12 protein-coding genes are annotated in these 12172 nt (G+C 70.5%); 9 read left to right on the top strand and 3 right to left on the bottom strand.

Annotated features, from left to right (window positions below):
* Positions 1-111 precede the first annotated feature (111 nt).
* From IG74_RS0139640 to IG74_RS0139670, 8 genes are all read left to right on the top strand, one after another.
* Complete coding sequence (locus tag IG74_RS0139640; protein WP_030687501.1) at positions 112-762, top strand: HAD family hydrolase; 651 nt, start codon at positions 112-114, stop codon at positions 760-762.
* Positions 763-812: 50 nt separating this feature from the next.
* Entirely contained in the window at positions 813-2069 is a 1257-nt protein-coding gene (locus IG74_RS0139645) for an MFS transporter (RefSeq protein WP_030687503.1), read from the top strand.
* On the top strand, positions 2020-3192 hold the full coding sequence (locus IG74_RS0139650; RefSeq protein ID WP_030687505.1) for an acetoin utilization protein AcuC: 1173 nt from the start codon (positions 2020-2022) through the stop codon (positions 3190-3192). Before IG74_RS0139645 ends, IG74_RS0139650 begins: the two co-directional genes overlap by 50 nt.
* 180 nt (positions 3193-3372) lie before the next feature.
* Entirely contained in the window at positions 3373-4188 is an 816-nt protein-coding gene (locus IG74_RS0139655; RefSeq protein ID WP_030687507.1) for a phosphatase, read from the top strand.
* Positions 4189-4317: 129 nt separating this feature from the next.
* Positions 4318-4527, top strand: coding sequence for a helix-turn-helix domain-containing protein (locus IG74_RS0139660; RefSeq protein ID WP_157164103.1), 210 nt, complete (start codon positions 4318-4320; stop codon positions 4525-4527).
* A 132-nt stretch (positions 4528-4659) separates the two neighbouring features.
* Positions 4660-4758: a 30S ribosomal protein bS22 gene (locus tag IG74_RS50195; protein WP_003948845.1), complete on the top strand. Its 99-nt coding sequence runs from the start codon at positions 4660-4662 to the stop codon at positions 4756-4758.
* A 316-nt stretch (positions 4759-5074) separates the two neighbouring features.
* Positions 5075-6178 carry an NAD-dependent epimerase/dehydratase family protein gene (locus IG74_RS0139665; RefSeq protein ID WP_037826887.1) on the top strand — a complete coding sequence of 368 codons (1104 nt, stop codon included), beginning with the start codon at positions 5075-5077 and terminating at the stop codon, positions 6176-6178.
* 14 nt (positions 6179-6192) lie between these two features.
* Complete coding sequence (locus IG74_RS0139670; protein WP_030687512.1) at positions 6193-7362, top strand: lysophospholipid acyltransferase family protein; 1170 nt, start codon at positions 6193-6195, stop codon at positions 7360-7362.
* A 90-nt stretch (positions 7363-7452) separates the two neighbouring features.
* On the opposite strand, the gene IG74_RS0139675 is transcribed toward IG74_RS0139670, so the two are convergent.
* The 3 genes from IG74_RS0139675 to IG74_RS0139685 form a co-directional block, all read right to left on the bottom strand.
* Positions 7453-8682, bottom strand: coding sequence for a DUF5667 domain-containing protein (locus tag IG74_RS0139675; protein WP_030687514.1), 1230 nt, complete (start codon positions 8680-8682; stop codon positions 7453-7455).
* Between the two features lie 408 nt (positions 8683-9090).
* Positions 9091-9861 carry an ECF subfamily RNA polymerase sigma factor, BldN family gene (locus tag IG74_RS0139680; protein WP_030687517.1) on the bottom strand — a complete coding sequence of 257 codons (771 nt, stop codon included), beginning with the start codon at positions 9859-9861 and terminating at the stop codon, positions 9091-9093.
* Positions 9862-10464: 603 nt separating this feature from the next.
* On the bottom strand, positions 10465-11403 hold the full coding sequence (locus tag IG74_RS0139685; protein WP_030687519.1) for an HAD family hydrolase: 939 nt from the start codon (positions 11401-11403) through the stop codon (positions 10465-10467).
* Between the two features lie 130 nt (positions 11404-11533).
* Between IG74_RS0139685 and IG74_RS0139690 the strand changes: the two genes are divergently transcribed.
* Positions 11534-11833 carry a glutaredoxin family protein gene (locus IG74_RS0139690; protein ID WP_030687521.1) on the top strand — a complete coding sequence of 100 codons (300 nt, stop codon included), beginning with the start codon at positions 11534-11536 and terminating at the stop codon, positions 11831-11833.
* Positions 11834-12172: the final 339 nt, after the last annotated feature.

A 12172-nucleotide genomic window follows, 5' to 3' on the forward strand; every position in this document is an offset into this window, starting at 1 on the left:
GATGGTACTGCAGGGGGGACCCTGTGGGAGAGTAGGACGCCGCCGAACTAATTGTGATGGGAAACCCCCGTGCCTTTGGGCACGGGGGTTTTCTGCGTTTAGGGTCGAACCATGCGATACGACCTTGTCATCTTCGACAACGACGGCGTCCTGGTGGACAGCGAGCCGCTCTCCAATACGCTCCTTGCCGCATATCTGACCGAGCTCGGGCACCCCACCACATACGAAGAATCCCTGCGCGACTACATGGGCGCCGCGATGCACCGCGTACACGACACCATTTTCGAGCGGTCGGGGCAGCGCCTTCCGGATGACTTCGACGAGATCTTTCACGGGCGGGTCTTCGCGGCCTTCGAGCGGGAACTGGAACCCATGGCCGGGGCCTTCGAAGTGCTGGAGAAGCTGACCGCCGACGGAATCGCGTACTGTCTCGCTTCCTCGGGGAGCCACGAGCGGATCCGGGTCGGGCACCGGAAGACCGGGCTCGACACATGGTTCGGCCAAGAGCGCGTCTTCAGCTCCCAGGACGTGGGGCGGGGAAAGCCGGCACCGGACCTGTTCCTGCACGCGGCCGAGCGGATGGGAGTCGCGCCGGAGCGGTGCGTCGTCGTGGAGGACAGCCCCCTCGGAGTGCAGGCCGCCACAGCGGCCGGGATGGACGTCTACGGGTTCACGGCCATGACCCCGGCCGAGCGCCTGACCGGGGCCACCCGGCTCTTCGGGGACCTGAGGGAGCTGACCGCGCTCCTCAGCGAAAGTTGATGGGTGATCTATCTACCCAGCGGTAGCGCTCGGGCATACGCTTCGCGGTCATGACGGAGACGCTGCGGCGGGGCAGGGCCTCACTCGCGTTCGGCTTCCTGGTGCAGGGCGTCGCGTTCGCGCTCCTTGTGACGCGGATACCGGCGCTGCAGGACCAGTACGGGATATCAGACGGGCTGCTGCCGGTCTTCCTCGCGGGTGTGCCCGTGCTGGCCGGAGCGGGAAGCGTGGGGGCCGAGCGGCTCGTGCGGCGTGTGCGGCCCAGCCGGGTGATGCGGTGGTCGCAGCCCGCGGCCCTGCTCGCGCTGCTCGGAGCGGGGGCGGGCGACGCGATGTGGGAGATCGCCGTGGCGCTCGCGGCGTTCGGAGTCGCGGTGGGAGCGCTCGACGCCTCGATGAACATGCTCGGGGTGAGCCTCCAGCGGACCTACGGACGCAGCATCATGCTCAGCTTCCACGCGGCGTACAGCCTGGGCGGCATCGCCGGGGCCTCGCTCGCGTGGGCCGGCGCGCACTGGGACCTGTCGCTGTTCGTGCTGTACCTGCCGGTCGTCGTGGTGCTGCTGCCCGCCGCGTTCCTGGGCAGTTGGTGGTACGTCGACGACGTGCGCGGCCGCGGGGACGAGGGGGCGGACGGCGGTCCGGAGGGGCAGGACGTCCGGGGCGACAGCGGTGAGCGCACTGGTGGCGTGGTCGTTTTTCGGACGCTGTTGCCGCTGTGCCTGGTGATGGCATTTGCGTACATCGGGGATTCGACCGTCTCCAACTGGGGCGCCAAATACCTCCAGGACGTGCTGGGGAGCTCCGAGCAGCTGTCGACGGTCCCGTACAACGTGTACATGGTGATGACCCTGGTGGGGCGGGCAGTTGGGGACCTGGGGGTGCGGCGGCTCGGGGCGGTGACCGTGGTGCGGGCCGGGGCCGTGTTGGCCGCGGCGGGCTTCGGTGTGGTGGCCGTGGCCCCCGGGGCGTGGGTGGGGGTCGGTGGATTCACATTGCTGGGGCTCGGGCTGTGCGTGATCGTGCCGCAGACGTTCGCGGCGGCGGGGCGGCTGTTCCCGGGCGCCTCGGACGTGGCCGTCGCACGGCTCAACATCTTCAACTATGTGGGATTCCTGGTCGGTTCGCCGCTGGTGGGAGCCCTTGGGGACGCGTGGAACTATCGCGGCGCGATGGTCGTTCCCATGGTGTTGGTGCTTGTGATCCTGCGGTACGCCCGGTCGTTCGCCCCCGGACCGGACAGATACGGTGACGGACATGAGCGGGCGCGCACAGCTGATGTGGGACGAAGCGGTAACGGGCTATGACTTCGGTCCAGAACACCCCATGGACCCGGTCCGGCTCGCCCTGACCAGGAGCCTGATCGGCGCCTTCGGGCTCGACCGGGAGCTGGACGTCGTCGCGGCGAAGCGTGCCGGTGAGTCGACGCTGGGCCTCGTCCACCGCGAGGACTATGTGGCGGCGGTGAAGGCTGCCTCCGCCGATCCGGCATCGGCCCACGGGGAGTACGGCCTCGGCACGGAGGACGTGCCCGCGTTCGCCGGGATGCACGACGTGTCCGCGCTGATCGCCGGGCAGTCGGTCGGTGCCGCGGAGGCCGTGTGGCACGGCGAGGCGCTGCACGCGGTGAACTTCGCGGGCGGGCTGCACCATGCCATGCCGGGCGCGGCCTCGGGCTTCTGTGTGTACAACGACGCCGCGCTGGCCATCGCGCGCCTCCTGGAGCTGGGGGCCGAGCGCGTCGCCTACGTGGACGTGGACGTGCACCACGGGGACGGGGTGCAGGCCGCGTTCTGGGACGACCCACGGGTCCTGACGATCTCCCTGCACGAGCATCCCCGGACGCTGTTCCCGCAGACCGGGTGGCCGGAGGAGACGGGCGGCGGGGCGGCGCCCGGCAGCGCGGTGAACGTGGCGCTGCCCGCGGGCACGGGGGACGAGGGCTGGGTGCGGTCGTTCCACGCGGTGGTGCCGGAGCTGCTCGCGGAGTTCCGGCCGCAGGTCCTGGTGACGCAGCACGGCGCCGATACGCACTTCGAGGACCCGTTGGCGCACCTGGCGGTGTCGCTGGACGCGCAGCGGGCGGTGCAGGTCGCGTGCCACTCGCTGGCGCACGAGTACGCGCAAGGGCGCTGGGTGGCCCTCGGGGGCGGCGGGTACGCGGTGGTGGACGTGGTGCCGCGCTCCTGGACGCACCTGGTGGGCGTGGCGGCGGGGCGCGAGGTCGACCCTTCGTCGGGGGTACCGGAGGAGTGGGGGCGGGAGGTGTTCGCGCGGGCGCGGGTGCTCGCTCCGGGGCGGATGACGGACGGCCGGTGGCCGGTGCGGTGGCGGGGGTGGGACGAGGGGTACGACCCCGCCGATCGCGTGGATCAAGCCGTGTTGGCGGCTCGGCGGGCGGTGTTCCCGCTGCGGGGGCTGCTCGCCTGAGGCGCTCGCGGGTGCGCCCCGCTCCCGGCGCCCCGTATTCGGCGCTCCGTGTCTCGTCCTCAACGGCGGACGGGCTGGAGGGTACCTCCGGAGTGCCCGGGCGTAGGGGTGTTAGCCCAACTGTGCGGTGTTTTCGGGGTTTTCGTGGTGACGTTGGTGGGGGTGCGGCAGCATCGGGGCGTGTTGAGCACCGGAGCGTTGCGCGCGCATTTGCTGGCGGCCCGGCTCGCCGGGCCCGTGGCCACGTCGCGGGAGGAGAGCCTGCGGAGTTACCGGCTCTTCGCCGCCCGGGATCCGCGGATACTGCTGGGGCTCGATCCCGAATGGTCCTGGGGCACCGGCGACTTGCTGCGGCTCATGGCCGACAAGTGCGGGGTGTCCGGCGACCCCCGGCACACTACGGGGGCCGATGTCATCGACCCGGAGCGGACGTTGGCGGCCCTTGACGCGTTCGCCGAGCGGCTGGCGGAAGCGGCCCGGCGGCGGGTTCCCGTGCTGCTCGGGACGGGGCACCCGCATCGACTCCTTGGGTTCTACGCCGCGTTGGCCGATGCCCTGTCGGCGGCCGGCTGCCAGGTCCTCACCCCTGCGCAGGGTTGCCGTGTCGACATAACGACCCGGTTCGGCCTACGCACGTACAACCTTGACTACGTACAAGGTGTCGCGCTGGTGCGCGAACCCGGCGTGCGTCCCACCGGGAGTGAGACCGGCGCACACAGCCACTCGCCCTTGCCGGTTCGACGGGCTCTCGGGGCCCAGGCGGAGTCCGGGGGGCCCCTGCCCGAGCTGGTCATCGGGGACCACGGATGGGTCTGCGGAGCAGGTCAGCTGGGGTTTGAGGCGATCGGTCTGGCGGATACGGACGATCCGGCCCTGTTCGTCGGAGAGGCCGAGGGGCGAGTGTCCGTCGTCGTTCCGCTTGATGACGCTGTGCGGTCTGATTACTACCGACCGCTTACTCGCTATGTACTCAATCGAGCGTGTCTGTCACAGTAAACGGCCGATGGCAGCTCCTCTTCCCCACTCGCATCACCCGCCCCTACTCTGGGGAGTGAGCGCACAGCGACGAGGAGTCACCGGAAGGGGAAGCCGGTGCGCGTCATGTGCGGAAGGTTCAGGTGTGTCATGGCTGCTGACCAGAGGCCTCTCAGCGAGGTTGCGTTCCTGACCGTGGCGGAGGTCGCCGCGGTGATGCGAGTCTCGAAGATGACCGTGTACCGGCTGGTGCACAGCGGTCATCTGCCCGCAATCCGGGTCGGAAGGTCCTTCCGAGTGCCCGAGAACGCGGTTCACGAGTACCTTCGCGACTCATACGTGGGGGTGGAGACGGCCTGATCGACATCTCTCGATTACAGGCTCGGCGAACGGGCGGGTAGGCTTGGCCGACGTAGGTCGTGTGGGCCCAGACGCCCCGCACCAATATCCCCGCTGACGCGGGGGTGATCCGAGAAGTGAGCGAGGGTAGTCGTGGGCTCTGTTATCAAGAAGCGGCGTAAGCGGATGGCCAAGAAGAAGCACCGCAAGCTGCTGAAGCGCACGCGCGTTCAGCGTCGCAACAAGAAGTAAGCGGCTGCTGAGGCGCGAGCCAGCGCACGTACTGAAGCCCTCCCGTCGTCCGACGGGAGGGCTTCGGTGCGTTCAGAGGTCTCTCATAAGGGATTCAACTGTTCAAAGTCGGGCGAACGGCTTGATCTCTACGAAGTCGTGTGGCCGTCGTCACTTCACGCAGCTCGCAGTCATCACAGCGCAACGTCAACCCGCTAGCGTTGGCCACGCACGTAACGCGAGGCCGGACGCACCGTGATGCCTGAAGAGGCCGAAGCGCGGTACGCGGCCCGCAGCAACCGAAGCAACGCGGGGCTGGGGAAAGGCGGCGCTGATCTTGGGCAAGGTCGTGCTCGTGACCGGGGTGGCCCGGCAGCTAGGCGGCAGGTTCGTCCGGCGCGTTCAGCGCGATCCCGAGGTCGAGCGGGTGGTCGCCGTCGACGCGATCCCGCCCGAGCACCATCTGGGCGGCGCCGACTTCGTCCAGGCCGACATCCGGCAGCCCACGATCACCCGGGTGCTCGCCGAGCACGCCGTGGACACGGTGGTGCACATGGACGTCACGGGCACCGCGCTCGCCGGCGGCAGCCGCGGCTCGGTCAAGGAGACCAACGTCATCGGCACCATGCAGCTGCTCGGCGCCTGCCAGAAGTCGCCGACGGTCAGGCGCCTGGTGGTGAAGTCGAGTACGAACGTGTACGGCTCGGCGCCGCGCGATCCGGCGATCTTCACCGAGACCACCCCGCCCAAGTCGCTGCCGAGCGGTGGCTTCGCCAAGGACACCGTCGAGGTCGAGGGCTATGTACGGGGCTTCGCGCGCCGCCGCCCCGACGTCGCGGTGTGCGTCCTGCGGTTCGCGAACATCCTCGGCCCGGCCGCGGACTCGCCGCTCGCCGAGTACTTCTCGCTGCCGGTCCTGCCGACGGTCCTCGGCTACGACCCGCGGCTGCAGTTCGTCCACGAGGACGATGTGATCGAGGTGCTGCGCCTCGCCTCGCACGATCCGGCGCGTGGCACGCTCAACAGCGGCACCTTCAACATCGCGGGTGACGGGCTGCTGCTGCTCTCGCAGTGCGCGCGCCGCCTGGGCCGTCCGACGCTGCCCGTGTTCCTGCCCGCCGTCACCTGGGTGGGCACCGCGCTGCGCACGCTCGGCGTCACGGACTTCTCGCGCGAGCAGATCCGGCTGCTCACCCACGGCCGGGTCGTGGCCACGCGGCAGATGCGCGAGACACTGGGGTTCAAGCCGAAGTACACGACCGCGGAGACCTTCGCGGACTTCGTACGCAGCCGGGGTCCCGGGCTGCTGCCTCCGGACGCGCTCGCGGCGGCCGTCGACAAGGTCGCGGCACTGCCGTTCGCGAGCGGCGGTCCGGAGCGCGGTGCCCCCGTGGGCGCCGGACGCGAAGCCGACGACAGTGCCCACCACAGCGCCAACTGAGGAGATCGTCAACGATGGCGGACGCCAAGGTCATTCCGTTCGACGACGACCGGTCGCGTGGGGCCGGACAGCGGCCGCCGCGCCGCAGGACCACCGTGTCGCGCCGCAAGGGCGACGGGGCGAAGGTACGCGAGGTGACGGCGGTGCCGGCCGGTCGCGACGGCGGCGCTCCGGTGGACGAGACGGAACCGGGGACCGCGGGCGGAGCTTCCCCCGAGCCCTCGGGCCGGCGGCCGCGGCGGGACGGCCGTGCCCGGGTCGAGGCCGCGCGCGCCGAGAGCGACCGTGCCGTGGAGCAGGAGGCGGTGGCGCGGCGCGTGCCTGAGCCGCGCGACGGCGGCGGGGGCGGCTGGGACCGGCGGATCGCCGGTGGTCTCGCGTTCCTGCGGCGGCGGCTGACGGGGGACTACGAGGTCGACGAGTTCGGGTACGACGCGGAGCTCACCGACCAGGTGCTGATGTCGCTGCTCCGGCCGATCTACGACAAGTACTTCCGGGTCGAGGTCAAGGGCATTGAGAACGTGCCGAGCGACGGCGGGGCGCTGATCGTCGCCAACCACTCGGGGACGCTGCCGTGGGACGGCCTGATGATGCAGGTCGCCGTGCACGATCACCATCCGCAGCAGCGGCATCTGCGGCTGCTCGCGGCCGACTTGGTGTTCATGCTGCCGGTGGTGAACGAGCTGGCGCGCAAGGCCGGGCACACGCTGGCCTGTGCGGAGGACGCGGGGGCGCTGCTCGAGCGGGGGGAGCTCGTCGGGGTGATGCCCGAGGGGTTCAAGGGGATCGGGAAGCCCTTCGGGGAGCGGTACAAGTTGCAGCGGTTCGGGCGGGGCGGGTTCGTGTCCACGGCGCTGCGGACCGGGTCGCCGATCGTGCCGTGCTCCATCGTGGGCGCGGAGGAGATCTATCCGATGGTGGGCAACGCGAAGACGCTGGCCCGGGTGTTGGGGATTCCCTACTTTCCGCTGACGCCCACGTTTCCTTGGCTGGGGCCTTTGGGGATCGTGCCGTTGCCCACGAAGTGGACCATTCAGTTCGGGGAGCCGATTCCCACGGACGGATATCCGCCGGAGGCCGCCGAGGATCCGATGCTGATGTTCAACCTCACGGATCAGGTGCGGGAGCAGATTCAGCACACGCTGTACAAGCTCCTTGTGCAGCGGAGGTCCGTGTTCTTCTGAGCGGGGCCCGGGGGTGAAAGAACCCGGCCGTCCGCTTTCCCTTTCGCGGGGGCGGACAGCCGGGTGTCGGGAGCTTCTCCTTCTGGAGCTCTACTGGCCCTCGTCCTCGATTCCCAGTTCCGGCAGGAGGCCGGGGATCAGGGGCGGGAGGGTCACTTCCGGCTTCGCGGGGGCCGGGTTGTTGTGGGGCTTCTCGGAGGTGTTGTGGGAGGGGGGCGGGGTGTGGGGCTTGGCCGGTTCGATCAGGCCGTCCGTCACTCCGGGGAGGAGGCCGTCGCTCTCCTTGTGGGAGGGGGCGGGGGGCCGCGGCTTGCCCGGGGCGCGGTGGGGCGGGGACTCGTCCGAGGTGTGCGGGGACGGGTGGTCCCGGCGGGGCGCGTCGGGGGCTTCTTCGCGGGGGCGGTCGTCCGTCGCGCGGTGCTTGCCCGGGGTGCGGGGCAGCAGGGAGCGCAGCGGGTCGACTTGCTGCTCTATGGCATCGAAGACGGAGGTGACCTCTTCGCCCACGTCACCGAGCTGGACGGGGAGCTTGGCGCGCAGGTCGCGCCAGCTGGCGCCGTGGGCCTTGGCGAAGGAGGAGAGCGCCTGGATGGGGCCGAGGGAGCCGTCGCGCTCGTAGGCCTGGCGGAGGAGGCGGTGGCCTTCTGAGGCGTCGTGGCGCATGCCGGAGAGGGCGCGGCGGACCTCGCCGAGGGACTCGTGGTCGAGGTCGCCGGAGCGGGCGCGCTCCATCAGGCGGTGGGCCTCGCTGAGCCGGGTGGAGGCCTGGTCGAGGTAGATCTGGCCGCGGTCGGTGTCGCCGTCCGCCATGCCGAGCTTGAGGTCTTCCATGCCGCGTTTGAGGCCGTAGAGCGAGTCGCCCGGCAGCGCGTCGTTGCTTGCGGCGGCGATGCCGCCGAAGGCTCCGGCGGCCACGCCCACGGTGAGGCCGCCCGCGGCGATGCCTTTGGACAGGCGGGTGCGCGGCTTGAGCTTCCGCAGCGCGCGGTGGGCGCCCTTGCGGGAGCGCTGGCGCGGCACGGAAGCGGCGTCGCCTGTGGTGCCCTCCGCGAGCATGGCCTCCATGGCGGCCACGAGCTGGGCCCGCTGCACCACTTTGACCTCGGGGTCAAGCTCCGGCCTCGGGAGCTGGGCCAGGCCGTCGGCGAGCGCCAGGAGGCGGTCGCTCTCGGCCGGTCCTGGCCCCGCGGTGGCGGTGCGGGGGACCGCATGGGCGGCGGGTTCTTCGGGCTGCTCGGCCGCCGGGTCCTGGCCGGAGTGCTCCTCCAGGGCCTGGGCGAAGGCGTTCGCCCGCCGGTGGGCCGATACGTTCGCGATCACTGGCGGCACCTCCTCTCGTCATGACGTCGACTCCCCAGGCGTCCTGAGGGTTGCAGGTCCTGAGCGCTTCCACACGATCGGGTGAACGAATGGGGCGTCCCCCTGCTCTTTCGGAGCTCGGGGGAGGTCAGGATGCGACCACAGGGAGCCTGCATCTCGCACAACGAGCGTCGCGGCACTTGGGTTACGGACGGAGGATGATCGGACCGCCAAAGAATGAGGAGGCGCCGCGACGGCCATCTGGCCGCCACGGAAGGTGAGTTGGTGGTCGCCCAGGGTGTCGGTCCGGGTGTTCGGGCCGGACGACGTCCCGGTGTCGGACCGGATGTCGGGCCGGGTGTCGGGCCGGGGTGTCCGGCCGGTCCTGTGGCCGCTGGGTGACCGCGTCGCGGCCGGAGCGCGGCCGGGTCAGCGGGCGTCGTCCGGGAGGAGCCGGGCGAGGGTGCGGACCGCTCGGTACTGAAGGGTCTTGATCGCGCCTTCGTTCTTGCCCATCACGCGTGCGGTCTCGGCGACGGACAGGCCCTGGAGGAAGCGCAGCGTCACGCATTCCTGCTGCTGCGGGTTGAGGCGGCGGACGGCGTCCAGGAGCGCCGCGTTCGACAGGGATTCGAGGACGGAGTCCTCCGGGCTGCGCTCGACCTCGTTGGCGTCGAGCATTTCGCCGGTGGTCACTTCGAGACGGAACCGGCTCGACTTGAAGTGGTCGGCGACGAGGTTGCGGGCGATCGTGACCAGCCAGGCGCCGAAGTCGCGGCCCTGCCAGGTGAAGGTGCCGATCCGGCGCAGGGCGCGCAGAAAGGTCTCACTGGTGAGGTCCTCGGCGGTCGCCTTGCCGCCGACGCGGTAGTAGATGTAGCGGTAGACCGTGTCGCTGTACTGGTCGTAGAGGCGGCCGAAGGCGTCGGCCTCGCCCGCCTGGGCACGTTCGACGAGGTCCATCATGCGGGCGCTGTCACTGTCCGCGGCGGGGCGGCGGGTGGTGGTGGCGGCACCGGAGCGCGCCCGTCTGCTTACTGCGGCACCGCCGTCCGCCAAGGCGTAGCACGGCCCGGCGGGTGCCGGGACGGCGAAGGCGGGGACGGCGTACGCGGTGGGGACGAAGCCGCGCAGGCGGTCGAGGACCGTTGCGCGCAGCGTAGCCAGGCCCGAGGCGTCAACCCCGACGTGTGGGTACACGGGACTCCCAGAGGCAGAGCTTCCATCACGTGCAGTGCTGGACCGTTCACCCGTCGTAGCGATGTGTCAGGCCCGGTATGCGTCTGAGGAGAATAACGCTTCGTACAGGCAGCGCTACACCCAGTTGCTCAAATCATCGATTACGTCGCTTCTCTTACCGTTCAGCGGTCGGACAAGTACCGCTTATTGAACGCTTGTTGATCGAAACAGCGCGCATTCCGGCTGAGCGGGGGGCGTGTTGTGGCCGAGTTGAACGAACGGGACTGGCGGGAGGCCCGGCGGGTAAGAGAGAACGATTACCGCCGTTTTCGCACTGGTGACGGTACGTGGCGCCCCCCGGCCGTACACGCGATCGAGCGGCCGGACGCGAAGTCGAGCCGCCGGACCCGGAATCGAGCCGCCGGACGCGGAATCGAGCGGCCGGACGCGGAATGAGCCCGCGCGGCAGCGATCAAGCCCGTCCGGCGTTTGAGGGCGAGCGCGCAGCGCGAAATCCAAGCGGCCCGGCACCGGGGGACGAGCGCGGCGCGCATTCCAAGCCGGTCCGGCGCCTGAGGGCGAGGCGCGAAGCGCCGACGCACGCTGCGGACGCGCCCCGAGGGCTCAGTGGCGGCGACGGTGCAGTGCCACCGCCGCCGCGGCCCCGCCGGCCAGTGCGCCCACCCCGGCGGCCGCCGGGATGCCGACCTTCGCGGCCTTGCGGCCTGTGCGGTAGTCCCGCAGCCGCCAGTCGCGGGCGCGCGCGTGCTTGCGCAGCTTGGCGTCGGGGTTGATCGCGTACGGGTGGCCGACCAGGGACAGCATCGGGATGTCGTTGTGGGAGTCGCTGTACGCGGCGCAGCGGGCCAGGTCGAGGCCTTCGGCGGCGGCCAGGGCGCGCACCGCCTCCGCCTTGGCGGGGCCGTGCAGGGGCTCGCCGACGAGCTTGCCCGTATAGATGCCGCTCACGGACTCGGCGACCGTGCCGAGGGCGCCGGTCAGGCCGAGGCGGCGGGCGATGATCGTGGCCATCTCCACCGGGGCCGCGGTGACCAGCCAGACCTTCTGGCCCGCGTCGAGGTGGGCCTGGGCGAGGGCGCGGGTGCCGGCCCAGATGCGGTCGGCCAGATAGTCGTCGTACACGGCCTCGCCGATGGAGATCAGTTCGGCGACGCGGTGGCCCTTGACGATGGACAGGGCGCTCTCGCGGGCGTCCTGGAGGTGCTCGGGGTCCTCGCCCGCGAGCCGGAACCAGGCCTGCTGCCAGACGAACCGGGTGAGCTCGCGGCGCTGGAAGAACTTGCGCTGGTAGAGGCCGCGGCCGAAGTAGAAGAGTGCGGCGCCCTGCAGCACGGTGTTGTCGAGGTCGAAGAAGGCGGCGGCCTTGTCGTCGCCGACCACCGGGAACTCGGGACCCTCGGCCTCGTCGGGCGGCGGGGTCCGCGCGAGGTCTTCCAGCTCCTGCGAGGACTTGCGAGCGGCCTCCGCCGAGGCCTCGCCTGCCAGGACGCTGCGCGCGGTGGCGGAGCGCCTACGGGGGTGGAGCCAACCGAGAGCGGCCATGCCGTCGAGCATAGCCACTCTGTTCGGTTCTCCCGTGAATGCAGGGATTCGAACCCGTCAACTCGCTGTGTCGCGCTGGTCACAGTGCGGGGTTCGCCGCGCGCGGGGGAGGGCGTAGGAAGCTGGGGGCATGAGCCCGATTTTTCGTAGGACGGCGAAGCAGGCGGCGAAGAGCGCCGCGAAGGTGCCCGGGGACCGGCTGGTCACGCTGATCGGCAAGCCCGGGTGCCATCTGTGCGAGGACGCCGAGGCCGTGGTGGACCAGGTGTGCGGCGAGCTCGGCGTCGCCTGGGAGAAGAAGGACATCACCGAGGACGAGGCGCTGCACCGGGAGTACTGGGAGCAGATTCCGGTGGTTCTCGTGGACGGGGAGCAGCACACCTTCTGGAAGGTCGACGCGGGGCGGCTGCGGCGGGCGCTGACGGAATAGCGGAACGGCGGTCGGGGGCCCGCGGGCGGGTGCCGATCTCTGAGGGGCGGCCGCATAGCACGGGTGGGGTGGGGGCCGTGTGTGCCGATGGCTGGATATGACGTCCGGAGCTGTCCGGAAAGTCGTTTAGCATCGGGTGCGGTTTTGAGGTCTCGGGGGCGATGATCATGAGGAGTGTGTGCGGCTTTGCCCCCGTCAGGTGAGTGTCGTTCCTGGCCGTGCGCCGGTTCCACGAAAGTGCGCCAGGGGCGCGTGACCCCGGTCACGTTGGGCGGGCAAATCGGACACCATCTTTGTGCACGCGTTCACAAAGACATAGCCTGCATTCGACGGGGCGGT

Source organism: Streptomyces sp. NRRL B-1347 (assembly GCF_000720325.1).
In the GTDB taxonomy this organism is placed as follows: Bacteria; Actinomycetota; Actinomycetes; order Streptomycetales; family Streptomycetaceae; genus Streptomyces.